Raw genomic sequence first — 26,890 nt, 5'->3', positions numbered from 1 at the left:
CCATGTGGGCGCCCCTTCATGTAAGCGACTAAGCCTTAGTCGTCTTTTGCAAGATTGCGCAGCACATATTGCAGGACACCGCCGTTTTCGATGTATTCGATCTCGGGCGCGGTATCGATGCGGCACTTGAGGCTGATCGTCTTTTCGGTCCCGTCGCCATAAACGATGGTGCAAGGCACCTCTTGCAGCGGTTCGACCGAGTCCAACCCATCGATCGAGACGGTTTCGTCCCCCTTCAAGCCCAGCGTTTTGCGCGTGTCGCCGCCGGTGAATTCCAGCGGGATCACACCCATGCCCACCAGGTTCGACCGGTGGATACGCTCAAAGCTTTCGGCGATCACCGCCTTGACGCCCAGCAGGGCCGTGCCCTTGGCTGCCCAGTCCCGGGAAGAGCCCGCGCCATATTGTTCGCCGCCAAAGACAACCAGCGGAACGCCCTGTTCCTGATAGGCCATCGATGCCTCATAGACCGAGGCCTGCTGCCCATCTGGACCCTTGGTATACCCGCCTTCGACGCCATCCAGCATCTCATTCTTGACGCGGATATTGGCGAAGGTGCCACGCATCATGACCTCATGGTTGCCGCGCCGCGAGCCGTAGGAGTTGAACTCGCGCGGCTGCACCTGGCGTTCGATCAGATACTGACCAGCCGGTGTTGTGGTCGCAAACGACCCGGCGGGCGAGATGTGGTCGGTGGTGATCATATCGCCCAGGATCAACAGAACCTTCGCCCCGTCGATGTTTGAGATTGTGCCCGGCTCTGGCCCCATGCCCTGGAAATAGGGCGGGTTCTGAATATAGGTCGAGGTTGGTGGCCAGTCATAGGTTTCCTGCTGAGGCACCTCGACGCTTTGCCATTTGTCGTCACCTTTGAAGACGTCCGCATATTTGGTCTGGAACGCTTCACGGGTCACTGTTTGCTGAACCAGTTCCGCAATCTCGCTTTGAGTAGGCCAGATGTCTTTCATGTAGACGTCGTTGCCGTCTTGGTCCTGGCCGATCGGCTCCGATGTCAGGTCAATATCCAGTGTCCCGGCCAGCGCGTAAACGACGACCAACGGGGGCGAGGCCAGATAGTTGGCGCGCACGTCGGGCGAGATACGGCCTTCGAAGTTACGGTTCCCAGACAGGACCGAGGTTGCGACCAGATCGCCCTCGGCAATCGCCTCGGACAGTTCCTTTTGGATCGGGCCAGAGTTGCCGATGCAGGTGGTGCAGCCGTAGCCGACAAGGTTAAATCCGATCTTGTCCAGATCGTCCTGCAGACCCGCCGCCTCAAGATAGGCCGACACAACCTGCGAGCCCGGTGCCAGCGAGGTCTTGACCCACGGCTTGCGATCCAGGCCAAGAGCGGCGGCTTTGCGCGCCACAAGGCCCGCGCCAATCATGACGTAGGGGTTCGAGGTATTGGTACATGAGGTGATCGAGGCGATCACGACCTTGCCCGACTCCATGGTGTAGTCTTCGCCTTTGACGGGCACTTCCTTGCCCATCGGACGCTTGAATGTTTCCGCCATCTCACGGGTGAAGGCGGCCTTGGCGTCGGTCAGTGCGACATAGTCCTGCGGACGTTTCGGGCCCGAGATCGCAGGGACGATGGTGCCCATGTCCAAGGACAAAGTGTCGGTATAGATCGGGGCATAGTTTTCGTCGCGCCAGAACCCGTTTTCCTTGGCATAGGCTTCGACCAGCGCAATCCGGTCTTCGTCGCGGCCCGTGTTTCGCATGTAGCGCAGGGTCTCGCCGTCGATTGGGAAGAAACCGCAGGTCGCGCCGTATTCGGGCGCCATGTTTGCGATGGTCGCCCGATCCGCCAGCGGCAAACGATCCAGACCTTCGCCATAGAACTCAACGAACTTGCCCACCACGCCTTTTTCGCGGAGCATTTCCACGACCTTCAGAACAAGGTCCGTGCCGGTGGTGCCTTCAACCAGCGCACCGGTCAGCTCAAAACCCACAACCTCGGGGATCAGCATCGAGATCGGCTGACCCAGCATTGCTGCCTCAGCCTCGATCCCGCCGACGCCCCAGCCCAGAACGGCCATACCGTTGACCATGGTGGTGTGGCTGTCGGTGCCGACCAATGTGTCGGGATAGGCGACCTCATCCCCGCTTTGATCCGTGTCGGTCCAAACCGCCTGCGCCAGATATTCAAGGTTTACTTGGTGGCAAATGCCGGTGCCGGGGGGCACGACGCGGAAGTTGTTAAAGGCGTTCTGACCCCATTTCAGGAACTGATAGCGTTCCATGTTGCGCTCGTATTCGCGATCCACATTCATCTGGAAGGCACGAGGGTTGCCGAACTCGTCGATCATGACCGAGTGGTCGATGACCAGATCGACCGGGTTCAGCGGATTGATCTTTTGGGCATCACCCCCGAGGGCTTTGATGCCGTCGCGCATCGCTGCGAGGTCGACAACCGCCGGAACACCTGTGAAATCCTGCATCAGCACGCGGGCAGGGCGATAGGCGATCTCGCGCGGGTTCTTGCCACCATTGGCCCCCCATTCGCCAAAGGCCTTGATGTCGTCGACCGAGACAGAGAACCCGTCATCTTCGAACCGCAGCATGTTTTCCAAAACCACCTTCAGTGCGGCTGGAAGCCGAGAAAAATCACCCAGACCGGCCTCTTGTGCGGCGGGGATCGAATAATAGGAAATGGATTTGCCATTTACGCTCAGGTTGCGGCGTGTCTTGGCGGTGTCCTGTCCAACTTTGATGGGCATTACGTGGCCTCCCTTGGAAATGACGTCAAAAAACGGGATTCGCTTCTGCGTATCTGTATCACGAATGCGTTCGGATCAAGGGGGACAAGGGCCGAGAGGTTGTATTTTTGTATACCATTGCACACAAAAAGCCGAAAATTCGAATAACACGGTCTCAAGAAACCTTGATTAGCGGAATTGATGAATACGGTATAAACCATTTTGGCACCCAAACAGATTGAGAAACTTGATGTTCAAACCTGCCGCAATTTCCACAGCCCTCTCTCTTATCTTCGCGTCATCCGTCTTGGCCGAAGGAGACCCGGTGGTGGTGGAATTGTTTACGTCGCAGGGCTGTTCATCCTGTCCCCCAGCCGATCTCATCATGCAAGAGCTTGCCAAACGCGACGACGTCATTGGCCTCGCATTGCATGTGGATTACTGGGATTACATTGGGTGGAAGGACGAATATGCCGATCCGAACCATACCCTCCGGCAGAGGGCCTATGCACGCGAAGGCGGTCGGAGCATGATCTACACTCCGCAGATGGTGATCAACGGCCAGCAGGATGTGGTGGGCGCAAAAGGGGGTGAGGTTGAACGACTTATTGACGCCCATCTCACCGCAGCACCCGAGGCCGAAGTGGACGCGGTTCGGTCTGGCGATGTGGTCACTGTAAACGTCACGCCAATCGAACTGCCCGAGGGTGAGGAGTACGATATCCGCGTCGTGCAGTATTCGCCCATGCGCCATGCCTCGATCCGGCGGGGAGAGTTGGCCGGGCATGATCTGGACTATGCAAATGTCGTTGAGAACTGGCAGGTGGCGGGTCAGTGGGACGGGGTCGCCCCGCAAACCTTTACCGCATCTCTGACAGCAGATTTACCCAGCATTGTTCTGGTTCAACGGGCTGGCCACGGGCCGATCGTTGCCGCAACGCGCGTCAAGTAATCAGGGCATATCCTCGGGCTGAACACCCAAACCTTTCCAGGCTTTCCAGCGGCGGTGAATCCAGAACCACTGCCCCATATTCTTGCGCACCATTGCCTCAAGATCATCATTGGTAAACTGCGTCATGGTCTTGGGGTCGGAGTGCGGGACGGGTTCGTGCAGAACAATCTCAAAGTCGATACCGTTGGGCTGGCGCACGGCGTAACAGGGAACCAGCATCGCATTGTACTTGATCGCAAGCTCGGCGTTCAGCACCGAGGTCACTGCCGGTTTGCCGAAGAAGGTGAGTTCCTCACCGCCTTGCGCGTGAAGGTCGGACACAATGGCAATGATGCCACCACCTTTAAGCGTGCGCACCATCTCGACCATGCCGCGCCGGCCCTGCTCGAACATGGGCGCACCGGTTTCGTAGAAAGCGTTGACATACATCTCGTTGAAGTACGGATTGGCCATGCGGCGGTATAGACATCCGATCGGCTTGCCGGTGCGTTTCTGCAAGGCCACGCGGGCGGCCAGGTAATGCCCGAAATGCGCAGTGATAATCATCATCGGGCGGCCCTCAGCCGCGGCTGCGTCAAATGCGGCGAGGCCGGGGCCGGTGACCTTGGCTTTGGACTGGCGTTCGATGAACCCGTCCGAGGAAAAATGCTCCATAATCGCGCGCCCGGCATTGTCGGGAACGGCGTTGCAAATCCTGTCCACCTCAGCATCCGTCAGATCAGGGCAGGCCAGCTTGAGGTTGCGACGCACGCGGGTGCGATAGCCCACAATTGGGGCCAGCAAGCGTACGACCTTGCCCATTGTCGCGATTCGGCGCTCGTATGGCAGCAGGCGCATACCGCCGATCACACCTTTGAGAAAAAGGTTTGTGACGTAGTATTTGCCAAGCTCCAACCGGCTCAGTTCCGACTTTTCGACGGGCATGGGGAGACTCACTGAGTGTTGTGAATTGCGATGCAAGACATAGTGCCCCCATGGACTTATCTCAAGAGCTTGCCGACGGGATCACTATTGCGGCTGCGCGGATTATCAACTCTTTATCCGGTGTTACTGCGTCTCTTCTTCTTCGGACTCGATCAGGGTGATGGCGCCTTCGTCCATCAGATTACGGATGGCGACCACGATTTGCGACATCGCTTCTTCGGCCTCGGCCTGTTTAACCTTGCCGCGTTCCGCCATTTCTTCGCGCAGGTTTTCTGCCATCCGCGAGGACATGTTGGACAGCATGAAGTCGACCGTTTCCTGATCTTCTGGTGCCGCTGCACCAGCCAGAGCAGACACCAGAACAGGCTGTTCGACACCACGCAAGATGGCCGGGACATCGCGGGGCAGGATGCGTGCCGGGATATGAGAGAAGATGAAAATCGACTGGCGAACGCTGTCTGCAAAATCTGCGTCCTCTTCGTCCAGCGCGGTCAGCAACCCGTCGCGTGTTGTTGCTGTCGACTGGTTCAGGATCGCGCCGACCCGGGCGCCGGGACCGTCCTTGAACGCAGGCGTTGGGCGTTGATCAAGCTGCGCGGCCAGGGACCAGCCGATGCGCTCCACGGCTTCCGGTGTGACATTGGTGGTTCTTGAGACTGCATAGGTGATGCGCCGCGCAATCGGACCCGGCAGATGCCCCAACAATTGGGCCGCTTTGGCCGTGTCCAGTTTGGACAGCATGACGGCCGCAATTTCGGTGCTTTCAGCCTGCGCCATTCGGGCCAGATCTTCGGCCGGGATTTCGCGCAATCGCTGCCAGGGATCACCGATCTGGCGCACCCCGGCAACTTTTCGCAACCGGGCGGCCGTGGCAGGGGCGATCTTGTCGGTGACGGCATCCAGCGCACCCGCAAGTCCATGCGGGAACGACAACCCGATGCTGTCCAGAGCGTCGGCAAATTCCGTGGCAACCGCAGCCAATGTGACGCGATCCACGAGGCCCATCTGACCCAGTTGATGTGTCAGCTTTTCCTGCAGCGCATCGGGTAAGTCTTCCAGTGGAATGTCCGCACCTTCGTTCAGAAGCAACCGCACCACCACGGCGGCTTTCTCACGATTGCTCAACGCGCGCGGAACGACGCGCGCTGGTTCTTCGGTGTCCTGGACCGTCCGCGCCTGCGCGCCCGAGGTCACTTCGATAAGTGCTTGTGTGTCCTGCATCTGCCCGTAATGCCAAAATGCTGCGTTACGGGCAGATTAGAGAGAGTCGGGTAAATTTTCCCTGAACCTCAGTAGCTATATGTCAGGCCAGTGCGGATCGCTTCGCGCAGCGACGCCTCGGCCCAGGTGCCTTCACCGCCGCGGGCCTTGATCTCGCGCCATTGCTCGATGGCAAGATCGGTTTTGCCCTCGGCGACAAAGCCTTGCGCCATGTAGCTGCGGGCCAGAAGGTTATCGGGGTTGGCCTCGATCGCCTTTTCATAAAAGACATTGGCCATCTCAAGCTCGCCCATCTTGCGATAGGTAAAGCCCCAATAGGTCTGAACGCGGTCATCGTCCTGATCCATGATGCGCAGGATGCCCTGCGCGTTCTCATACTGACCATCATAGGCCAGTTCGCGCACCGCATCGTACAGTTGATCGTCGGAGAAATTGCTTTTGTTGGGCTTGACGCATTTACCTGCCGCCTCGTCATAGACGCGGCCAAACAGGCACTTCTTTGTCGTGTTCGTGGGTTTCGGCGGGCTGCTGTCACCGCCGCCAGCCGCAAATGCAGCGGGCGCGAGCACAAAGGCTTGAAGGGCGATTGCTGAAGCTAGTACGAGACGCATAAATCCTACTCCGTTTTCTGGGCGCTTTCTGAAACAATAGCGCGGTCCTCAGAAATTCTAACAACCGGGTGGTCATTATTATTCACGGGTAGGCAAAATTTTCGTCAACTGCTGACCAACTTCACGCAAGTTTGAGTGTCGGTGTCCCAGATCGTGCCCTGGGCGCAGGATTGTGTCTGTTTGGAATGTCCTGTGCAGGCCAGCCCGACTGAAGCGGTCATTACCAGCGCGACGCTGCAGAGAAGGGTTCGGATCATCATGTCTCTCCCGTTCAGAATGCAATGAGCAAAGCATAGCCGGTTTTTGCGCTTCTGACAAAGGAAAGCCCGGAACAATGGAATGCTCCGGGCCAGCAGTTTTGTTGTGATGCGTCTTTACGTGTTATTCGCCGAACACCCGGGCAAAGATCGTGTCGACATGTTTGGTGTGATAGCCGAGATCGAATTTCTCTTCGATTTCCGTGGGGCTGAGAGCGGCGGTCACGTCGGCGTCGGCCAGCAGCTCTTCTTTGAAATCGGTCCGGTGTTCCCAGACCTTCAGCGCGTTGCGCTGTACCATGGTATAAGCATCTTCGCGGCTGACACCGGCTTGGGTCAGGGCCAACAGAACACGCTGACTCATCACCAAACCTGGAAACTTGTTCATGTTCTCAAGCATGTTCTCGGGGAAGATCAGCATCTTGTCGACTACGCCAGTCAGGCGGGCCAGCGCAAAATCCAGTGTGATCGTGGCGTCCGGCCCGATCATGCGTTCAACCGAGGAATGCGAGATATCGCGTTCGTGCCACAGCGCCACATTCTCCATCGCCGGGATCACCGCCGAGCGCACCATGCGGGCCAGACCGGTCAGGTTCTCGGTCAGCACAGGGTTTTTCTTGTGCGGCATGGCGGACGAGCCCTTTTGGCCCATCGAGAAGAATTCAGCCCCTTCCAGAACCTCGGTCCGCTGCATATGGCGGATTTCAATGGCGATGTTTTCGATGCTGCTGGCGATGACGCCCAGCGTAGCAAAAAACGCAGCGTGACGGTCGCGGGGGATGACCTGCGTGCTGATCGGTTCGGGCACCAGGCCCAGCTTGTCGCAGACATGTTCTTCGACTGCCGGGTCGATATTGGCGAAGGTGCCGACCGCACCGCTGATCGCACCGGTGGCAACCTCAGCCCGCGCGTCGCGCATGCGGGACAGGTTGCGGTCCATTTCGGCATAGAACCGCGCGAAGGTCAGACCCATGGTCGTCGGTTCGGCATGGATGCCGTGGCTGCGGCCAATGCGGACGGTGTCTTTGTGTTCAATGGCACGACGTTTGAGCGCCGCCAGCAGCCCTTCGAGATCCGAGATCAGAAGGTCAGCTGCACGGGTCAGTTGCACGTTGAAACAGGTATCCAGCACGTCCGAGCTGGTCATGCCCTGGTGGACAAAGCGTGCCTCTTCGCTGCCCACATGCTCGGCCAGATGGGTCAGGAATGCGATGACGTCATGCTTGGTGACGGCCTCGATCTCATCAATGCGGGCCACGTCAAACTCAACGTCCTTGGCCTTCCAAACCGCGTCGGCGTTTTCGCGCGGGATCACGCCCAGATCGGCCATCGCGTCACAGGCGTGTGCCTCGATCTCGTACCAGATGCGGAACTTGGTCTCGGGCGACCAGATGGCCACCATGTCAGGGCGGGAATAGCGAGGAATCATTGGCAGCAGCACCTTATTGTGTTTTGGCTGGAGGAGTTGGAGCGGGGTTTAAACCCGCGCCGTTCTGGGAACAAGACGAGAGTGCCGGGATGAGACGGTTTGCCCTGATTTTAGCGTTCCTGCCGGGCTTTGCTGCGGCAGAGGAGTTCCGAGCCCTGTCCGGCGCTGAAATTCTGGCGGCATTGACGGGGCAGAAGCTGGGGTATGGGCAGGGTGTCTGGCAGACGTTCGAAGAGAATATGCAGACCCACTATTTCTCGGGCGGTCCCAGCACGGGGACATGGGCAGTGCGTGACGGGCGCTATTGCTCGATCTGGCCGCCCTCTGACCTGTGGGCCTGTTACGACGTGCTGCAAAAGGACGACACGATCCGTTTTGTGGATGACCGAGGCGGCATCACGGATGGGGTCTTTGCCAAGTGACTCTGCCGACGCGTCTTGCCGATTTTGCCGGACGCTGGGCGTTGACGCGGGTGATCCGCGACGCGCGGGCAGGGCAGGTGATCCATGCGGATGGGCATGTGGTACTGGATTGGGACGGGGACGTGCTGGTCTATGACGAAACGGTTACCATGCGCATCCCTGGTCAACCGGACATGACCGGCACGCGCCGCTATTTGTGGCGCGATGCAGGGGATCGGATCGCCATTCATTTTGACGACGACCGCTATTTTCACGCGCTCTGCCTGGGGCAATCGGGGCCAAAGGATCATCACGATTGCGCGCCCGACAGCTATGATGCAGAATATGATTTCCTGGGATGGCCTGCTTGGTCCGTGCGTTGGACAGTGTCTGGGCCGCGAAAATCCTATGAAATGGAGACCAAATATACCCGCTGTTAGCGTAAAAACCTTGCAGCATGGGGTGGGAACGGGCATTGCTGCATCAGCAAACAGGTCCGAATGTGGAGAATAAGAGATGAATGCTAACGTACTGGCCAACGCCTTTGGCCCGCGCGAGGGGACTGCGCTGCTGGTCAAGCAGGCCGTTCTGGTTGTTCTGGGCATCGTAGCCCTGGCAGTTGCAGCCAAAATCAAGGTGCCGATGTGGCCGGTTCCGATCACCATGGGCACGTTCGCAGTGTTGACCATTGGCACCGCCTACGGCGCGCGTCTGGGGCTGGTCACGATGCTGGGTTACATGCTGGTTGGCGCGTTGGGCTTTGACGTGTTTGCCGGCTCGTCGGCTGAGAAATTCGGCCTGACCTACATGATGGGTGGCACAGGCGGCTATCTGGTTGGCTACTTGCTGGCCACGGTTTTGCTGGGTGCCCTGGCGGCGCGCGGTTGGGACCGTTCGGTCGGCAAGCTGGCACTGGCGCTGGTTCTGGCCAACGTACTGATCTATGTGCCCGGCCTGCTGTGGCTGGGTCAGCTTTATGGCTGGGACAAGCCGATCCTGGAGTGGGGCCTGACGCCGTTCCTGCTGGGCGATGCGATCAAGCTGGCGCTAGCTGCGCTGCTGATCCCGGCTGTCTGGAAACTGGTGGGCAACGCCCGCAGCTGATCAACTGATCACACCCAAATCCAACCCGCGACCCGAGTGATCCGGTCGCGGGTTTTTTTGTGTCAAACCAAAGAGGTGCTGGACAAGACCCCAAGTCGCAGGCCAAGCTGATTAAAGTATTGGCATCAGGTTAATGTGATATGCGATTTCTTCTTTCAGCTGCGGTGTCGGCGGTGATGTCCCTGGGGGTCGTGCCTGCACTGGCGGATACGCCGGTGACCTATACCGATGCAGGCCAACCGCTGTTTCGATTCATTGTCCCTGACTATTGGGCCCTGCGTGTTGGCGGCCCGCGCGAGATTGAGGACACAAGCCTTGGCGACGCCCGTGCGGTTGCGCGTGTGATGGGCATGCGGCCCGTGACTGACGATACTGTCTGGATGGGATTTGTTTCCCCCCAAGGCGTGACGTCGATTGAGGACGGTGTCGAATACCTGAGCGACATTGACAAGTTTCTTGTCAAGGAACCCCAGATCACAGGGTCCAGTCGCCGCTCTGTCGCCGGGTTGCCCGCACAAGTCTTTCGCGGCACGGGTCGCCGAGATGGCCGCGGGGTGAACTTTACCGCGACAGTTATTGATTTGCCGAAAGGCCGCGTGGCTGTTGCCGTGGCGATCCTGAGGGATGGCGCGGATCCGTCATATGTCGATGACCTGAATGCGGTGTTCGACTCTTTCCGGGCATTGCAGTGAGGGCGCAGGGATGAAGTTCAAGCTTTTGAAACGCTCGGTTCTGGTGTTCGGCCTTGGAGGGTCGGCCTTTGCGCTGTCTGGGTGCGAAGGCGTCTCGGTCGGTGTCGGGTATGGTTACGGATATGATCCGTTTTACGACTCGATGCTGTGGAACGACTATTACCGGCGCGACGTGAATGTGGATGTCGATGTCAACAGACCGAACCGTCCGGATCGCCCCAACAAACCGGACCGCCCGGCAAAACCGGATCGCCCGAAGCCGCCCGCAGGCAAGCCGCCTTCGCGCCCGAAACCGCCGGTGTCCAAACCGCCGTCGCGGCCACGGCCACCGGTGGCGCGCCCACCATCAGCACGCCCGCCGATACATCGTCCGTCGGGCGGAGGACGCAGGCGCTGAGCTAACAGGACTATTACGAGGGAAGCAGCTCGGTCGTGATGTGGGCCGAGCCTTCAAGCGTGCGGTGCACGGGACATTTGTCGGCAATTTCCAGCAGTTTTGTCTTCTGTTCCTGAGAAAGTGGCCCGTTCAGGCGGATTTTTCGCCGAAATTGGTCAACTTTTCCCTCGCTGGCGAGGCCAGCATCCTGCGCGTGAACCTTGTCGTGGCACACATCAACGGAAACGCTTGTCAGGGGCCATTGCTTTCTGCGCGCATACATTCGGATGGTCATCGACGTACAGGCGCCAAGACCAGCGGACACGAAACCATAAGGCGACATGCCTTTGTCCGTCCCGCCGTATGAGGCCGGCTCATCCGCCACAACATGATGGCGCGGGCCTGACTGTATATCTTGCAAGAAGCCCGAGGGGTCGGCCTCGGTCACGCGCACGACCCCTTCGGGCGCTCCGATCGGCGGGGCAGGCGGGCACAGTTTCACATAGCGCGACACCCAGGCCGAGATCACGTCTGCAGCGTAGTTGGCATCCGAGGCGCGCGTAATCAGGTGATCTGCACCGTCCAGAGTCACAAAGCTTTTGGGGTGTTTGGCAGCCATGAAAATCGTGCTGGCATTGTCGATGCCCACCGTTTCATCGCGCGGGGCGTGCAGGATCAAAAGCGCTGCGTTGAGCTCTTTTATTGCAGGGGCAAGCGCGGTTTCCGAGATGTCATCGACAAATGCCTTGCCAATGCGGAAGGGGCGGCCACCCAGCGATACCTCTGCGCTGCCCTCTGTCTGGATTTCGGGTAACGCGGCCTCGAAATGATGCGAAACATGACCCGGATCTGCGGGCGCACCCAGGGTGACGACGGCTTTGACCGACGGGATTCCGACCCGCGCACGCAGGACCGCAGCACCGCCCAGCGAATGCCCGATCAACAGGGCAGGTGCCATATCGCGCCCCGCCAGGTATTGCGCGGCTGCGATCAGGTCTTCGACATTCGAGGTAAAGGTCGTGTTCGCAAACTCACCCTCGGAATGGCCCAGGCCAGTGAAATCAAAGCGCAGAACGGCAATACCCATCGCCGCCAACCGCGCCGAGATGCGCCGTGCGGCGGGAATATCCTTGGAACAGGTGAAGCAATGGGCAAACAATGCCGTCGCCAGGACCGGCCCGTCCGGCAGGTCAAGCCGCGCGGCCAGCCGACTTCCGTCATGGCCGGCAAATGTAATACGTTCGGTGGGCATAGATCACTCCTGAATCGTCCACTCCAGATTGGGCACGACAGCGCCGGGCCACAACCCGAATGACGGGTGCCTCACGCGGAGGTGACAGAATGAGGCAAGTTGTTACGCCTCGCCCATCAGAGCGGCATCAAACGGGTATGTGGTCAGGTTCTCATAGCCATCCTCGGTGATCAGCACCTGATCCTCCAGTTTGATCGAGAAATCACCACCGACTTCGCCCACAGCCGCCTCGACGCACAAGACCATCCCGGGTTCCAGCGGATAGTCATAGGCGCCTTCGACCGCCTTATCGGGATAAGCGACCAACGGCCATTCATCGCAAAGGCCCACACCATGCATCAGGCATCCGTATTTCTGAGCCTGAAACTTGTCATCCAGCACATGGGTGTTGGCCGTCAGTTCCGGGATCATGACACCGGGTTTCAGCATCTCCATATTCGTCATGATGTGCTCATGGGCGTGACGCATGGCATAGATCATGTCTTCGCGCGGCTTCTGATCACCGATCCACCATGTGCGCGAGATATCGATGCAGATGCCATAGGATCCGATCAGATCGGTGTCGAAGGCAATGATCTCGTTTTGCTGCGTGATGCGCGGGCCGCATTCCTGAAACCAGGGGTTGGTGCGCTGGCCCGAGGCAAGCAGACGGGTTTCGATCCATTCACCGCCACGGCGGATGTTTTCGGCGTGCAGGACGGCCCAGATATCATCCTCTGAGGTCTTGCCATTGCCGACATTTGCACGCGCGAATGCCTCCATTTCGGCCACAGCGGTTTCGCAGGCATGGCTGGCGCAGCGCATGGCAAGGATTTCGTCCGGGCCCTTGATGGCGCGGGTCTTTTCGGTCAGCTCCTCGCCGTCTTTGACATCGAAGCCCTGCGCCTCAAGCGCACGCAGGCCGTGTAGCATGATCTTGTCCACGGCCAGCCGCCGGTTGCCGCCGCTGTGTTCTTCGATCAGGACCCGCACCTCGTTCGAGAAGACGTCCGCCGCCACATCCACTTTGTCGCCACGGTCGAAATAGAACAAATCCGCGCCCGAGCGTTGCTCGCGCACCAGCGGGTTGAACGTGGAAAGGAACGGAGAATTCTTGTAGTCCCAGATCACCATATAGCCATCGGCGCAGATCAGCACCGCGCGAAACGGGTTATGCGTGTTCCACAGCTGCATATTGGTGCTGTCAGTGGCATAGCGGATGTTGAGAGGGTCAAACACCAACAGGCCGCCATAGCCGCGATCGTTGATGGCCTTGGTCAGGCGCTTCCAACGGTGTTCGCGCATCTTTTCGAGATTTGGCAAAGTCAGGCCAGCGGCGGCCCATTCCTCGAACGCCAGTTGTGTCGGTCCGATCTCAATCCGGTCATTGTCGTTTGGCGTGCCGTCGCCCAGTTTGGGGCCTTTGGTCGGGTCAATCTTGCGCGTGTCGCGATAGGAAATGTTCATGGCTGACCTCCGTGCTAGCATTGTCAGCCTGCGGCAATCTGAGACGCCCGTCGAACTGAAATGCGACCCGTGTTGTGTCGCTTTGTGGCGGATTTGTTGTGTTTCAGGTGATAGAGCAAAGCCATGACTGAAATTGTGCAGCACGATATCCCCTACGACCCGACGGTGGAAAACCCGCTTCCTGGCATTCGCCCTGCTGATCCCAAGGTTTGGCTGCACGCTGACGACGCGTTTGCACAGCAAATGCAACGGCGGGCCGATTTGTTGGCTCATCACCGTGCCGAGGTCCTGGCCATGGCCCCATCCGCACTGGAGCCCGCGCAGGAATTGCTGAAGCTTATCTTAGACCAGATATATGCTGGCGCATCCGATCGGGTGGTTCGGCCCGATGGGGTTGAAGTTGCTATTGATGCCGACAAGCCGTTGGAAACGCTAGGGCACCTGGTTCAGGAAGATTTTTGCATCCTGCAGAAACAGGGGAACGAGCACATCCTTACCGGTGCGGTTCTGTGCTTTCCTGCCAGTTGGAAACTGTCTGAAAAATTCATGCGCCCGCTGGTCGGGATCCATGAAACGGTTGCGCCTTACGACGACAATGTCGCACGGCGTGTGCAGCGGCTGTTTGATGGGATCCAACCCGGCCGTCCGTTGTGGCGGTTCAATGCGTTGTGGTACCGCGATGCCGAGCTGTTCCAGCCACGCGCCACCAACGACCGCCGCGAGCCTACGGATGCAAATGCGGCTGCTTTTCTGCGCAGTGAACGCCAGACCCTTGTGCGTCTTCCTGAAACGCGTGCGGTGGTGTTTGCGATTCACACTTATGTATTGCCCGCACATGTGGTCCAAAAATGGAAAACCCCGCCGGTTGGCGGGGCCTCCTAGGAGGGTCTTTGGTAATTTCTTACAAGCCGATGGCGCTGGCGACCTCGGCAAAGGCATTCGTTGTGTTCAGCCCGAATAGGGCGGTCGAAAAGGCCAGCACCTGCGTGTTCAGCCGAAAATCTTCACCACGGATCAAGTTGACCGCAGCCATCGACACTGCAACCGGCATCGAGACGCTGGCAAGCGCGCCGGTCATGCCCCAACTGGTCAGCCGCAGAATGTCGCTGGGCCGGTCGTCATCCTCGATCTCGGCATCGGGCGCGTCAGCCAGCAGGTTCGGCTCCGGGTCTGCCCTGAACGCGATGCTCAGCAGTTGATCATCGCTCAACTTGATCGGGCGGGCACCGGGTTTGTCGAACTCGGGCAAATCCGGATCTGCCAGGTCAAGGCCGGCAAACCGGCCGCTCACAGCCTGAAAGATCTCTTTGTGGTTTCGCTGTCTGCGGGGCGCAATCGAGTCGAATGCGCCCATGAATTGCTCAACGGTCAGTACGGTGTTTGGCGCCAGCCATTCCACGCGTTGTGTCGAGCAAATGTCCACCATCCGATACAGGATAACGACCAGCATCAATTCGGAAATTTCGCTGTCGTCCAAAAGGTCCGAAACAGGGCAGACGGTAATGACAAGGCGATTGTCGGGCAACGTGACCGAGGGGCGTACCAAAGTGTTAAGCCCGGCAGCCCGGTCCATGCGGTCATATCGATCGGCCTGATCGTTCTGTGAAACCTCAAGGGAAATGCGCACCAGATACTGGCTGGTCACAACGCTGGCCTCGCGTTGGCTCAGCAGCGTCTTGCGTTCGACCAGATGCCCGTAATCTTCAAGCGTCGCGGCCACGACATTGCACGACCGTTCCAGCGCGCCATCAGCATCGCCATTGAATTGAAGACCACCGTGGTACTTCTGCTTCGCAGTCACAGCGCATTCCTTTTCGCGTTAACCTTATGGGTCATTCTATGTGGAAAACTGGTACGAAATTTGGCGAATTTACAAAAAAGTCGAAAAAATCGGCTATTGATTACGCTTTGGAAACTTAGGTTCTTGGCGTTTTCTTTATATTCTGTGGCGACAATGTGGCGGAATTGGGGGGAACTGAGCTAATCCCCGAAAACCCTCAGTTATCGATTCGTGACGCCATTATGGCGATGGATTGCTGATAGACCGTCGCCGCGTTCCATTGCTGGATAACCGCAAAATTAGGCTGACCGGGCTGATAGCCCTTTCCGGGCTTCCACCCTTTCTTCCGAAGGAAATTTGCGGTCGAGGCCATGGCATCTGTCATGTTGTAAAAGTCCACGCGGCGGTCACCGGTGGCATCAACACCGTATTCCAGCGCATTGCCCGGCAGGAACTGAGTGTGCCCCAACTCGCCATGTTTCGCCCCTTTTGTCGCCATCGTGATGCTGCCTTTGTCCACCAGCTTCAACGCGCCGATGGCGTGGGGAATGAAGAACTCGGACCGGCGACAATCATAGGCCAATGTTGTGATTGCGGAAACAACCTGACTGTCGCCCATGAAATTGCCAAAGCCCGTTTCCATTCCGTGAATGGCGATCAGCACCCCGGCCGGGACACCGTATTGCTTTTCCAAAGCGGCATAGAATTGCGGGTTTCTTGCTTTGCGCTTGCGGCCCTGCGCCACGATCGTGTTCGCGCCACGGACCTGCATGAATTTGTCCAGTGAGTATTTGAAGCTTTTCTGATTGCGGTCCGCCGCGATGGTGCCCGTTGCATATTGCGTCTGGGCCAATGCCTGCAGACCTTTCTTTTTTACACCGGCACGTTTGGCGGTCTTGGCGAAATCCGCCTTCCACGCTTCAAAACCAGCGCTTGTGTTGCCGCAAGGGGCTGCTGCGGCCAGCGCCGGGAAGGTGAGTGCAAATATCAGGGCAAATCGAAACATCAGAGAAATCCAGAGGAATGAATGACTGATCCGACACTACGCGCCCTTTAAGCATCCGCAAAGAGGTTAGTAGAGGTCCAACTCGCCACTGGATTTGAGGCTTTCGAACCATTCGTCCGGTGTTTTGTCGATTTTAGCGTGTTTGACCATCATCGCGTTCATGTTTGGCAAACCCGACGAGTCCGGCCATTGCTCGGGCTGCCAGAGGTTCGCCCGGATCACACATTTTGGACAATGTGCAAAGACCGTATCAACATGGATCAAAAGTGCCAGTTTTGGCGCATGCGCGTTGACCGACATGGTCTCTAGCAATCGCGGATCGGCGCAGATGCGGGCCGTGCCGCGCATCCGCAGGGTCTCCATTTTTCCGGGTACAAAGAAAATGACGCTGACGCGCGGGTCCTTGAGAACGTTGTGGAACGTGTCGACGCGTTTGTTTCCCGGCCTGTCGGGGATGGCGATCAGGGTGTCCGAGATCACGCTTACAAAGCCCGCCGGATCGCCCCGGGGTGAAATGTCCAGATGTCCGTCGGGATTGGCCGACGCAATCAGGCAAAAGGGAGAGGCCGCAATAAAATCGCGGCACATCTGGTCCAATGCGGGGATCTCTTTGCCGATGATCTGAGGCAGAGGGGCGCCTGTTACGGCTTCCAGGTCTTCGGTCGAGGCGACGAAATCTGAAAACTGCGCGAAGGGGTCGTCTGGTGACATGCGAACTCTCCTGATCCGGTGCGCCCATTTTGGAAGAGGTTGCCAAACGAAACAAGGGCGCCCGAGGGAGCGCCCTTGTCTTGGTAAACCCTAAAACCGGATCAGCAGCTGTAATACATGCCGTATTCAACCGGGTGGGGTGTGTGCTCGTAGGTTTCGACCTCTTCCATCTTCAGCGCGATGTAGCCGTCGATCTGGTCTTTGGTGAACACGTCGCCCTGCAGCAGGAAGTCGTGATCGGCCGCCAGAGACTCCAGCGCCTCGCGCAGCGAGCCACAGACGGTCGGGATGTCGGCCAGTTCTTCGGCGGGCAGATCGTAGAGGTTCTTGTCCATGGCTTCGCCCGGATCGATCTTGTTCTTGATGCCGTCCAGACCGGCCATCAGCAGCGCGGCAAACGCCAGATAGGGGTTTGCGGCTGGATCTGGGAAGCGGGCCTCGACGCGCTTGGCTTTCGGGCTTTCGGTCCATGGGATACGGACACAGCCCGAGCGGTTACGGGCCGAGTAGGCGCGCAGAACGGGGGCTTCGAAACCGGGGATCAGACGCTTGTAGCTGTTGGTCGACGGGTTGGTGAAGGCGTTCAGCGTTTTGGCGTGCTTCAGAACGCCACCGATGAAGTACAGTGCCTCATCTGACAGGTCAGCGTATTTGTCGCCGGCGAACAAAGGCTTGCCGTCTTTCCAGATCGACATGTTCACGTGCATGCCAGTGCCGTTGTCGCCTGCAATCGGCTTCGGCATGAAGGTGGCCGACTTGCCATAGGCATGCGCCACGTTGTGGATGACGTATTTGTATTTCTGCAGCTCGTCGGCCTGTTTGGTCAGGCTGTCAAAAATCAGACCCAGCTCGTGCTGGCACGAGGCAACCTCGTGGTGGTGCTTGTCGACCTTCATACCCAGACGTTTCATGGTGCTGAGCATTTCCGAGCGCAGATCCTGTGCTTCGTCGATCGGGTTGACCGGGAAGTAACCGCCCTTGACGCCCGGACGATGGCCCATGTTGCCCATCTCGTATTCGGTGTCGGTGTTCCACGATGCGTCGGTTGCGTCAACTTCGTAGGATACCTTGTTGATACTGTTCGAGAAACGAACGTCGTCAAACAGGAAGAATTCGGCCTCGGGGCCGAAGAATGCTGCGTCACCGATTCCCGAGGATTTCAGGTAAGCTTCGGCTTTTTGGGCGGTGCCGCGCGGGTCACGCTCGTACGCTTCGCCGGTGTCGGGTTCGACCACCGAGCAATGCACGCAGATGGTTTTTTCCGCGTAGAACGGATCGACATAAGCGCTGTCGGTGTCGACCATCAGCTTCATGTCCGAGGCTTCGATGGATTTCCAGCCCGCAATGGACGAGCCATCAAACATGAAGCCTTCTTCCAGGAAATCCTCGTCAACCTGATCGGCCATCAGCGTGACGTGCTGCAACTTGCCGCGCGGGTCGGTGAAACGGACGTCGACATATTCGGCGCCTTCGTCCTTGATCAGCTGAAGAACTGCGTCCTTGCTCATAACTCTGTATTCCTCTGGTTTGAGTGCGTTCTATTACAATGCGTCCGAGCCGGTCTCGCCGGTGCGGATGCGAATGGCTTGTTCGACGGTCGAGACAAAGATCTTGCCGTCGCCGATCTTGTCGGTTTTTGCGGCACCGACGATGGCCTCGATGGCGGCATCAACCTGATCGTCGTCCAGCACCACTTCGATCTTCACTTTGGGCAGGAAGTCGACCACGTATTCTGCGCCACGGTAAAGTTCGGTGTGGCCTTTCTGACGGCCAAAACCTTTGACTTCGATCACACTGAGGCCTTGCACGCCCACGTCTTGCAGCGCCTCTTTCACCTCGTCCAGTTTGAACGGCTTGATGATCGCTTCGATCTTTTTCATTTCGGCCCACCTTGAATGGTTGTCTCAGGGGCAGTGATCACGTCTAAGATCGAGCAGCAATGTGATTGCGGTTTCGGGGGGTGCGCGATGCCTCGAAAATCATCGTTGCGCTAATTTTTGGGCGATTTGCACAAAAAGTAATCAGAATTGAATCGGGTGAGACCTACGATGACAGAATTGCTGACAGCGGCGCAGATGCGGACCATCGAACAGGCTGCAATCGAGTCTGGTGAGGTGACCGGGCTGGAGTTGATGGAGCGGGCCGGGCAGGGCGTCGTCGACGCAATTTTTGAGGAGTGGCCAGAGTTGGACAGGCGAGGGGCCAGCCCCTCGCGCTCCCCGGAGTATTTTCAAAAAGATGAAGTTCGCGCTGCGCGTGCTGTCGTTTTGTGCGGACCCGGAAACAACGGCGGCGACGGGTTTGTCGTGGCGCGACTGTTGCACGCGCAAGGTTGGGAAATTGAGGTTTTCCTGTATGGCGATGCTCAAAAACTGCCACCGGACGCACGGGTGAATTATGAGCGGTGGTGTGGGCTGGGTACGGTTGTACCGCTGACTGAGCGGGAAATACGCAAAGGCGGTTTTGCAGATATCTATGTCGACGCTTTGTTTGGAACAGGGCTGAAACGTGGATTGGATGGCGAACTGTTCAACGTTGTTCGGCATCTTTCTGGGGTAAATGGAGACAACTACACTGATCGCATGATCAGCATCGACGCACCATCGGGCTTGTGTTTGGACAGTGGTCGGGTGCTGCAGCAAGAACCGCTGAATTTGTTTCCTCGCGAGTTTCTCGAACATCTTCCTTCGGAGATGCGAGGCAAGGTTGCCTCGGCAGGCGGCGCTCGTGCTTTGCATGATCGATTTGCACGTTTGACCGTGTGTTTCGACAGCCCAAAGCCTGGACATTTCTTGAGCCAAGGGCCCGATTTGTGCGGCAAGATTGTCGTTAAGGACATCGGTCTTTCCAAGGAGCGTTGCCGCTACAACGGCGAACCATATGATGTTGAATTTACACCTGGCCCCAAATCACCGCGCGGGGCGATCCGTCCTGCGTCTTTGACCCTTGCCGAGCCTCGGGGCCGTGTGGAAGACGAGCGATCATGGGGTGGCTTGCCACTTTATTGCTTGGTCAAATACACGCAGCACCACAAATACACGCACGGTCACGCACTGGTCCTGTCCGGCGGCCCGGCCAAAACCGGCGCAGCGCGGTTGGCGGCGCGGGGGGCGTTGCGGATTGGGGCTGGGTTGGTGACGGTCGGGGTGCCTCCAGCAGCACAGATGGAGGTGGCGGCACAGTTGGCCGCCGTCATGGTGCGGCGGGTTGAGGGGGGCGAGGGCCTTACGGGCGTATTGGAAGATGAGCGGTTGAATGCCCTGTGTCTCGGTCCCGGATTGGGGGTGGAACGGGCGCGGGAATTGCTGCCGGTGGCGTTGCACGCCAGGCGTGCAACGGTGCTGGATGCGGATGCGCTGACCGCTCTTGCGGAAGAGTTCCCGGACCTGTCCCAGCAGCTTCATGAGAATTGTGTTCTGACCCCGCATGGGGGCGAATTTGCGCGGTTGTTTCCGGATATTGCCGAGAGATTGACGGATGCGCCCACCATTGGACCAGCCTACTCCAAAGTTGACGCGACGCGTGAGGCCGCGAAACGGGTAGGGTGCGTTGTTTTGTTCAAAGGGCCGGACACGGTGATTGCGGCGCCAGATGGGCGGTGTGCTGTAAACTCGGCCCAGTATGAGCGCGCTGCCCCGTGGTTGGCGACGGCAGGGTCAGGTGACGTTCTGGCCGGGTTCATTACAGGCCTGCTGGCGCGTGGCTTTGCCCCGATGCAGGCGGCGGAAACCGGAGCTTGGTTGCACGTTGAATGCGCGCGGCACTTTGGTCCAGGGTTGATCGCCGAAGACCTGCCGGAACAGCTACCTTCAGTATTCAAACAACTTGATATTTGACTTTTTCAGGCGGATAGTGGCCGTTAGCGGAGGCTATCGGCACATTGCCGCCGCTGTTTTGTGTGCTGGCGTGTTGCGAGAAATTGAAAGCAGCAGGATGCGGCGTCACACTGAACCCCCGGGGGCTGAGTATTTGCCGCAAAAGCAACTCAGTCCTCTGAGAAACAACGTTTTTTACCAGTCCAGAAGTGCCGATCGCGAGGTGACGCAGGTCAAGTAGCCCTTTCGGGGTGATCTGAGCAAATCATTACATCAACTACTTTGGTGACAGACATGACAGTGAACTTGAAACTCATTTCAACGTCAGCTTTGGCGGTGGTAACCGCACTGCCCGCAGCGGCGGAGCTGAAATACGAAAACAATTCTGGCGGATATGTCGAACTTTACGGGCAGTTCAACCCGGCGATTGTTTCGGTGGATGACGGCGAGGAAACCGAAACGCGCCTGCTGGACAATGACCTGTCCAACAGTCGCGTCGGATTGCGGTTGTTGCAGCCCTATGGCAGCAGCGAATTCACCTTTCGCTTTGAAACCGGACTGGGGCTGCCCAGCACGGGATCGGCGAGCCAGGATGGGACGAACTCGGACGGGTGGCAACGCACGGACATTCGGCATGTCGATTTCGCACTAAAGGGCAGTTACGGCAAATTCTCTGCCGGTCAGGGCAGTATGGCGTCAGACGGCGCCGCAGAGGTTGATCTGTCTTACGTCGGCACAGCGCTATATTCCTTCACCAATGATGAAAACGGAGCGTTCTTTTATCGCGCCCCGGACGGAATGCTGAGCGATCTGACTGTAGGCGATTCAAGCAGCAACTTCGATGGCGCGCGCCGGGGTCGCGTGCGCTATGACACGCCGGATTTCAATGGATTCTCGGGCAGCATCGCCTACGGTCAGAACATTCTGTCCAGCAGTGATGATGACAACTATTACGATCTGGCGGTGTCCTACAACAACACGTTTGCAAATGGTGTCGAGTTCGCCGCAAGTGTCGCCTATGCGGTACGCGATTTTGATGGCGTTCCAGGAGAGCAAAAGGACACGATCGGTTCGGCCTCGGTCCTGTTGCCCAGCGGATTCAGTTTTACCGCTGCGGCCGGAACGCGGGACGTCACAAGCGACGGGGCCAGCGACCCGAACTATTGGTATGGAAAAATCGCCTATGAGGCAGATTGGGTGTCGTGGGGCAAGACCGGTATCGGCATCGACTATTTCGACGGGTCTGATTTTGAGAATGAAGGGTCCAGTACCAGCGCGTGGGGCGTCGCTGTGGTTCAGCGCATCGATAGCATCAATACGGACGCCTATCTGAAATACCGAAGCCATGAATTTGACGATGTGACCGATTTCGACAAGAACGAAGCCTGGGTCCTTGGCGCCCGCTGGCGGTTCTGAACGACATTCGTTGTCACAGCTGAAACGCCTCGGGCATTTTCCGGGGCGTTTTTTGATGTAATCAGGGGCAAAACCGGGCTGATCCGGCCATTGCCCCTTGCACGCGGACGGCTGTGCAAATAGAAGGCGTCAAATTTGCCCGGCGCGCCGTTTTGCGCGCCCCGAATCCTATGGGGACTACCATAATGCAGGTAACAGAGACGCTGAACGAAGGTCTGAAGCGCGGCTACAATATTACCGTCACCGCCGCCGAGCTGGACGAAAAGGTCAACGAAAAGCTGACCGAGGCGCAGCCCGAAGTCGAGATGAAGGGTTTCCGCAAAGGCAAGGTGCCGATGGCGCTGCTGAAAAAGCAGTTTGGCCAGCGTCTGCTGGGCGAAGCGATGCAGGAAACCATCGACGGTGCGATGAACAAGCATTTCGAGGACAGCGGTGACCGCCCCGCGTTGCAGCCCGAAGTCAAGATGACCAACGAGGACTGGAAAGAGGGCGACGATGTCGAGGTCTCGATGTCTTATGAAGCGCTGCCCGCGATCCCCGAGGTTGATCTGAAATCGGTTGAACTGGAAAAGCTGGTCGTCAAGGCAGACGATGCGGCTGTTGAAGAAGCGCTGAACAACCTGGCCGAAACCGCGCAGGATTTCAAAGCGCGTCGCAAAGGTTCGAAAGCCAAGGATGGCGATCAGGTTGTCATCGACTTTGTCGGCAAGGTTGACGGTGAAGAGTTCGAAGGCGGCTCGGCAGAAGACTATCCGCTGGTTCTGGGCTCGAACAGCTTCATCCCCGGCTTCGAAGAGCAGCTGGTCGGTGTGAAAGCCGAAGAAGCGAAAGACGTCAATGTGACCTTCCCTGCCGAATACGGTGCCGAGCATCTGGCCGGCAAAGACGCTGTGTTCACCTGCACCATCAAAGAGGTAAAGGAACCTGTCGCGGCCGAGGTCAATGATGAGCTGGCCAAGAAATTCGGTGCCGAAGATCTGGAAGCCCTGAAAGGTCAGATTTCCGAGCGTCTGGAAGCCGAATATGCCGGTGCCTCGCGCGCTGTCATGAAACGTGGGCTGTTGGATGCGCTGGACACCAAAGTGTCGTTCGACCTGCCACCGTCGCTGGTAGAAGCCGAGGCCAAGCAGATCGCGCATCAGCTGTTCCACGAGGAAAACCCTGATGTCGAAGGTCACGACCACGGTGAGGTTGAGCCCACGGATGAGCACAACAAACTGGCTGAACGCCGTGTCCGTTTGGGCCTGCTGCTGGCCGAGCTGGGCCAGAAGGCCGAGGTTGAAGTTTCTGATGCCGAGATGACTCAGGCGATCATGAACCAGGCGCGTCAGTACCCGGGGCAGGAACGTCAGTTCTTTGAATTCGTGCAGCAGAACGCGCAAATGCAGCAGCAGCTGCGCGCGCCGATCTTTGAGGACAAGGTTGTCGACTATGTCTTTGAACTGGCTCAGGTCAGCGACAAGGAAGTCAGCAAGGACGACCTGCAAAAAGCCGTTGAGGCACTGGAAGAGGAATAATCCTCTTCCGCCCATCCCTCGGTATTGGGCACAAAAAAGCGGAGCCGCCTGCGATCAGACGGCTCCGGTGGGTGGCTTTCTACTATGAGGAGAGGGGGTCAAGCCTCATGAGCAAAAGCACGGGGGGTTCCTAGCAGAGCGGATTTTTGCTCTGGCGTGAATTTGTCGGTCAACGTCTCGATCAATCTCAGAACGTCTTGCCGCTCGCTCTCGGTCTTTGCCGCACTCATCTGTTCGACAAAATACTTCTCAAGCTCGGTGAGCGGTTTGTGATCGCGATTCGCAGGGCTTTTCTGCGCGGCTTTCTTTTCTTCGAACATTTCCAGGGCCGCATCCTCGTCGATGAAGACATCGTGGTGAATGCCTGCAAAGTCGCGGACTCCGGATATGCGTTCTTCGGTGCAATCCAGCAGAGCGGCCAGCGCGGGGACCTTGCCCATCGGGACTGTCTGTCCGACGTAATCATAAGGCGCGCAGTTCGACCGTTTGAGAACACGGTCCATAACCGGATCGATCACGGTGATGATGTCCTGAATACCGGCCATGCGTGCATATTCCAACGATCCGATCATCAATTCGCAGGTTGCGTAGGAGACGGAATTCTTTTCCTTGCCGCGCGTCAGCCGTTGCGTATCGACGCAGAAGCGGGTCGATTCCCACATCGTGGCACTGCGCATCGGCGCCTCACCGCACAGGATCGCTGAAAATACGTCCGAAAGCATGTGCGGACCAGTGGTCTGAAGTGCACGCACGGCTGCTACGACATTTCCCCCGTCGTCGAGACCGATTACATATGCAGGATCCAGATGATCGAAATGGTCGATTTCTTTGCCATCTTCGATGTTAACGTCCCATCCAAGACGCCCGCCAAAAACCCGGGCCCTCAGTTCGAACATCTCGTCAAGTACCTCGCTGAACAGGTGTCTGTTCAGCCCATCAACTACCAAGATCATGTTATCCCCCTTCGAGTGGTGTGTCGGTAACCCAATCGTTACCCTTAAATCACACCAAATCTATTGGGGGTTTCCCGTAGAAATGCGTTTTTTTGGTTTACCCTGGGTAAATTAGCCCGATTCCGATCGCCCGACCGACGGCCTGAGGTGTCGTCAGGGCGTTCAACTTCTCGCGGGATGAGCGCAGGTGTACCTCAACCGTGCGGTGAGAGATAGACAAAATATCACCAATATCCTGCTGCGATTTTCCGGCTGCGGCCCATTGCAGGATTTCCAGTTCGCGGCTGGAAAGTGTCGGGTGATACAGCATTCTGCTGATCGCGTCCGACGCCATGACATTGTCGTGGATGTGTACGGCAAGCGACTGAAGCTCGGTGATCACGTTGCCCACCAGCTTTTTCCATTCTTCCCGGCTGCAATCACGCGTGGCGCTCAGCAGGCCGATATCTCCGTAGGGGCCGCGAACGGGGATTGTGATGCCCTGGTCCGGAAGCCCGAAGTCATGTGCATCGCGGAAAACACGTTGAAAATCCTTGCCCCGCTCCAGACGACTCCAGTCAACCGGAGCGATACTGCGCTGGCTTTTGTGAAGTGTCGGGTCGATCAGGTGCAGGCCTTGCTCCTGATAGTGGACCTTCCACTCGTCACTATAGGTTACGTGTCCATGAATGGAGCCCGCAGCGGGGTTCATGCCTGCATAAGCAGCATGATCCATTTCAAGTTTGTCACAGACCTGCTTGAGGAACTCGTCGTACCGAGTGTCCTCCTGAGGCAGAGTGCTGAGATCAACTATTTCCATTTGGCTACGACCAGTTTTACCCGCTTTGCGAGTGGAACCCAATTCGGCCAGGAAAACAGTACCGGTATTCCCCGACGGAAACTAGGACAACATATTTTGCCCATATTGACAAGAACATGGGAGAAATGTCTGCCTTTTAGTTAATAATGTGCCTTTGTTGCATATTATTTTGTGGCACAATGCCCGTTTTTCTCGGGCTTTTGGGACATTTCTTGGGGTTTGGACTTTCACTCGCGGACGTATTTGTCTGTACTTAACAAAGGCCTGCGTTATTCGGAAACCAATCCGGTTTCGACCAGCATGCCGCGTTTTTTGGCTTCGGGCCAGTACCCTTTGGCATAAAGGAAAATGGCGCGCTGTTGGTCGCCATCCGACAAAAGCCAGGCTCCGCGAAGGTATTTTCCAGCAAACTCAAGGTTGGTATCGGCATCCAAAAGGCCCTGTGCATTGCCTTTGTATCCCATGGATCGTGCGGTCGCGGGTAATATTTGCAGCAATCCGTAATAGGGGCGGTTTACAGCCCAGGGGCGATGTGTGCTTTCGCGAATGGCAAGTTTATGCACCAGTTCGCGGGGCAGTTCATAGTGGTCTGCCCATTTGTTGATCGACGCGCGCAGTTCCGGCGTTTCATTGGGATAGAGCGGCGGGTCGAAGGTCTGATTGCGCGAGGCGGTGTCCGGTCCGCTGCACGCGGCGAGCGGGGCAACCAGAAGAAGGGCAAGCAATCTGCGGCGTAGGGGGTTGGCCATAGGGGTACTCCGAAGTTCCGGGGATCATATTGGTTGGCGTTGGCTGCGCAACCATAGGAATAGAATCCGGCCAAAATTTGCTCGTCACGCGACAAGCCAAAAAAAAGACCGCGCAAAAGGCGCGGTCTTTTCGAATTTACGCGCCGGAAAGATCAGGCTTTGGCTTCGTCTTCTTCGGCAGGTGCTTCTTCTGCAACCAGCTCGTCGTCGTCGGACGCGGCAGAGCCGATATCGTCGAACAGCTCGGCGATTTCGAATTCTGCGGCGGCTTCTTCCTCGGCGGCCAGTTCCTGGATCGATTTGCCCGAGGCCTGCAGTTCGGCTTCTTCTTCCGAACGGGCGACGTTCATTTTGATTTCGGCTTCGACCTCGGGGTGCAGTTTGACCGCGACGGTGTGCAGGCCCAGTTCCTTGATCGGAGCGAGCAGGATGACCTGTTTCTTGTCGACGGTGAAACCAGCTTCGGTCGCGGCGTCTGCGGCGTCACGCGGGGTGACCGAACCGTAGAGAGCGCCGGCGTCCGATGCCGAGCGAATCACGATGAACTGCTGACCGTCCAGCTTTTCAGCCAGGGCCTCAGCTTCTTTCTTGGTTTCCAGGTTGCGGGCCTCAAGCTGCGCTTTCTGGGCTTCAAACGAGGCAATGTTGGCCTCAGACGCGCTCAGCGCTTTGCCCTGGGGCAGCAGGAAGTTGCGGGCAAAGCCGGGCTTGACGTCAACGACGTCGCCCATCTGACCCAGTTTCGCAACGCGTTCCAGCAGGATAACTTGCATA

Annotated in this window: 26 protein-coding genes; 10 read left to right on the top strand and 16 right to left on the bottom strand. The window is 57.8% G+C overall.

Annotated elements, in window-relative coordinates; translation table 11 throughout:
- Positions 1–35: 35 nt before the first annotated feature.
- Entirely contained in the window at positions 36–2,726 is a 2,691-nt protein-coding gene (gene acnA, locus ACR0AG_RS13840) for an aconitate hydratase AcnA (RefSeq protein ID WP_480839810.1), read from the bottom strand.
- 229 nt (positions 2,727–2,955) lie between these two features.
- Here acnA and ACR0AG_RS13835 point away from each other — a divergent pair, with 229 nt between their 5' ends.
- On the top strand, positions 2,956–3,657 hold the full coding sequence (locus ACR0AG_RS13835; RefSeq protein WP_480839807.1) for a DUF1223 domain-containing protein: 702 nt from the start codon (positions 2,956–2,958) through the stop codon (positions 3,655–3,657).
- Here the strand turns inward: ACR0AG_RS13835 and ACR0AG_RS13830 are convergent, their stop codons facing one another.
- The 4 genes from ACR0AG_RS13830 to purB all read right to left on the bottom strand — a co-directional run bounded on the left by ACR0AG_RS13830 (position 3,658) and on the right by purB (position 8,099).
- Entirely contained in the window at positions 3,658–4,581 is a 924-nt protein-coding gene (locus tag ACR0AG_RS13830; protein ID WP_480839805.1) for a lysophospholipid acyltransferase family protein, read from the bottom strand. It abuts the gene before it with no gap.
- Positions 4,582–4,704: 123 nt separating this feature from the next.
- Positions 4,705–5,802, bottom strand: a complete 1,098-nt coding sequence (locus tag ACR0AG_RS13825; RefSeq protein WP_480839803.1) for a flagellar motor switch protein FliG — start codon at positions 5,800–5,802, stop codon at positions 4,705–4,707.
- A gap of 68 nt (positions 5,803–5,870) precedes the next feature.
- Complete coding sequence (locus tag ACR0AG_RS13820) at positions 5,871–6,413, bottom strand: tetratricopeptide repeat protein (RefSeq protein ID WP_480839801.1); 543 nt, start codon at positions 6,411–6,413, stop codon at positions 5,871–5,873.
- A gap of 381 nt (positions 6,414–6,794) precedes the next feature.
- Entirely contained in the window at positions 6,795–8,099 is a 1,305-nt protein-coding gene (gene purB / locus ACR0AG_RS13815; RefSeq protein ID WP_480839799.1) for an adenylosuccinate lyase, read from the bottom strand.
- A gap of 89 nt (positions 8,100–8,188) precedes the next feature.
- On the opposite strand from purB, the gene ACR0AG_RS13810 reads away from it, so the two are divergent.
- From ACR0AG_RS13810 to ACR0AG_RS13790, 5 genes are all read left to right on the top strand, one after another.
- Positions 8,189–8,521: a hypothetical protein gene (locus ACR0AG_RS13810; protein ID WP_480839797.1), complete on the top strand. Its 333-nt coding sequence runs from the start codon at positions 8,189–8,191 to the stop codon at positions 8,519–8,521.
- Positions 8,518–8,940: a DUF6314 family protein gene (locus tag ACR0AG_RS13805; protein ID WP_480839795.1), complete on the top strand. Its 423-nt coding sequence runs from the start codon at positions 8,518–8,520 to the stop codon at positions 8,938–8,940. Before ACR0AG_RS13810 ends, ACR0AG_RS13805 begins: the two co-directional genes overlap by 4 nt.
- 76 nt (positions 8,941–9,016) lie before the next feature.
- A complete protein-coding gene (locus ACR0AG_RS13800) occupies positions 9,017–9,604 on the top strand; it encodes a biotin transporter BioY (RefSeq protein ID WP_480839793.1) in 588 nt (195 codons plus the stop codon).
- Positions 9,605–9,744: 140 nt separating this feature from the next.
- A complete protein-coding gene (locus ACR0AG_RS13795) occupies positions 9,745–10,296 on the top strand; it encodes a hypothetical protein (protein ID WP_480839791.1) in 552 nt (183 codons plus the stop codon).
- 10 nt (positions 10,297–10,306) lie between these two features.
- Positions 10,307–10,693, top strand: a complete 387-nt coding sequence (locus tag ACR0AG_RS13790) for a hypothetical protein (protein WP_480839789.1) — start codon at positions 10,307–10,309, stop codon at positions 10,691–10,693.
- A 13-nt stretch (positions 10,694–10,706) separates the two neighbouring features.
- On the opposite strand, the gene ACR0AG_RS13785 is transcribed toward ACR0AG_RS13790, so the two are convergent.
- Together ACR0AG_RS13785 and dddP are read right to left on the bottom strand one after the other, a co-directional pair.
- Positions 10,707–11,924, bottom strand: coding sequence for a bifunctional alpha/beta hydrolase/OsmC family protein (locus tag ACR0AG_RS13785; RefSeq protein WP_480839787.1), 1,218 nt, complete (start codon positions 11,922–11,924; stop codon positions 10,707–10,709).
- Between the two features lie 102 nt (positions 11,925–12,026).
- Positions 12,027–13,370 (bottom strand): dimethylsulfonioproprionate lyase DddP, encoded by a 1,344-nt coding sequence (dddP, locus tag ACR0AG_RS13780; protein WP_480839785.1) that lies wholly within the window; start codon positions 13,368–13,370, stop codon positions 12,027–12,029.
- Positions 13,371–13,493: 123 nt separating this feature from the next.
- Between dddP and ACR0AG_RS13775 the strand changes: the two genes are divergently transcribed.
- A complete protein-coding gene (locus ACR0AG_RS13775) occupies positions 13,494–14,252 on the top strand; it encodes a heme-dependent oxidative N-demethylase family protein (RefSeq protein WP_480839783.1) in 759 nt (252 codons plus the stop codon).
- Between the two features lie 19 nt (positions 14,253–14,271).
- Here ACR0AG_RS13775 and ACR0AG_RS13770 read toward each other — a convergent pair whose 3' ends face one another.
- The 5 genes from ACR0AG_RS13770 to ACR0AG_RS13750 form a co-directional block, all read right to left on the bottom strand.
- The gene (locus ACR0AG_RS13770) at positions 14,272–15,171 is read right to left on the bottom strand and encodes a hypothetical protein (RefSeq protein WP_480839781.1); all 900 of its coding nucleotides are present in this window, start codon (positions 15,169–15,171) and stop codon (positions 14,272–14,274) included.
- A 196-nt stretch (positions 15,172–15,367) separates the two neighbouring features.
- Positions 15,368–16,156 (bottom strand): lytic murein transglycosylase, encoded by a 789-nt coding sequence (locus ACR0AG_RS13765; RefSeq protein WP_480839778.1) that lies wholly within the window; start codon positions 16,154–16,156, stop codon positions 15,368–15,370.
- A 66-nt stretch (positions 16,157–16,222) separates the two neighbouring features.
- Positions 16,223–16,867 carry an MSMEG_1061 family FMN-dependent PPOX-type flavoprotein gene (locus ACR0AG_RS13760; RefSeq protein WP_480839776.1) on the bottom strand — a complete coding sequence of 215 codons (645 nt, stop codon included), beginning with the start codon at positions 16,865–16,867 and terminating at the stop codon, positions 16,223–16,225.
- A gap of 101 nt (positions 16,868–16,968) precedes the next feature.
- The gene (glnA, locus tag ACR0AG_RS13755; RefSeq protein WP_480839774.1) at positions 16,969–18,375 is read right to left on the bottom strand and encodes a type I glutamate--ammonia ligase; all 1,407 of its coding nucleotides are present in this window, start codon (positions 18,373–18,375) and stop codon (positions 16,969–16,971) included.
- 33 nt (positions 18,376–18,408) lie between these two features.
- The gene (locus tag ACR0AG_RS13750) at positions 18,409–18,747 is read right to left on the bottom strand and encodes a P-II family nitrogen regulator (protein WP_480839772.1); all 339 of its coding nucleotides are present in this window, start codon (positions 18,745–18,747) and stop codon (positions 18,409–18,411) included.
- Positions 18,748–18,915: 168 nt separating this feature from the next.
- On the opposite strand from ACR0AG_RS13750, the gene ACR0AG_RS13745 reads away from it, so the two are divergent.
- From ACR0AG_RS13745 to tig, 3 genes are all read left to right on the top strand, one after another.
- Positions 18,916–20,703 (top strand): NAD(P)H-hydrate dehydratase, encoded by a 1,788-nt coding sequence (locus tag ACR0AG_RS13745; RefSeq protein ID WP_480839770.1) that lies wholly within the window; start codon positions 18,916–18,918, stop codon positions 20,701–20,703.
- Positions 20,704–20,976: 273 nt separating this feature from the next.
- Positions 20,977–22,098 (top strand): porin, encoded by a 1,122-nt coding sequence (locus ACR0AG_RS13740; protein ID WP_480839768.1) that lies wholly within the window; start codon positions 20,977–20,979, stop codon positions 22,096–22,098.
- A 185-nt stretch (positions 22,099–22,283) separates the two neighbouring features.
- Entirely contained in the window at positions 22,284–23,615 is a 1,332-nt protein-coding gene (gene tig, locus ACR0AG_RS13735) for a trigger factor (RefSeq protein ID WP_480839867.1), read from the top strand.
- A gap of 98 nt (positions 23,616–23,713) precedes the next feature.
- Here tig and ACR0AG_RS13730 read toward each other — a convergent pair whose 3' ends face one another.
- The 4 genes from ACR0AG_RS13730 to rplI all read right to left on the bottom strand — a co-directional run bounded on the left by ACR0AG_RS13730 (position 23,714) and on the right by rplI (position 26,889).
- On the bottom strand, positions 23,714–24,568 hold the full coding sequence (locus ACR0AG_RS13730; RefSeq protein ID WP_480839766.1) for an acyl-homoserine-lactone synthase: 855 nt from the start codon (positions 24,566–24,568) through the stop codon (positions 23,714–23,716).
- Positions 24,569–24,665: 97 nt separating this feature from the next.
- Entirely contained in the window at positions 24,666–25,367 is a 702-nt protein-coding gene (locus tag ACR0AG_RS13725; protein ID WP_480839764.1) for an autoinducer binding domain-containing protein, read from the bottom strand.
- 269 nt (positions 25,368–25,636) lie between these two features.
- Complete coding sequence (locus tag ACR0AG_RS13720; RefSeq protein ID WP_480839762.1) at positions 25,637–26,116, bottom strand: transglycosylase SLT domain-containing protein; 480 nt, start codon at positions 26,114–26,116, stop codon at positions 25,637–25,639.
- Between the two features lie 152 nt (positions 26,117–26,268).
- Entirely contained in the window at positions 26,269–26,889 is a 621-nt protein-coding gene (rplI, locus tag ACR0AG_RS13715) for a 50S ribosomal protein L9 (protein WP_170793201.1), read from the bottom strand.
- Position 26,890 lies beyond the last annotated feature (1 nt).

The sequence above is a fragment of the Ruegeria sp. H6 genome, assembly GCF_056532975.1.
This window is presented reverse-complemented; position numbering and strand designations above follow the sequence as displayed.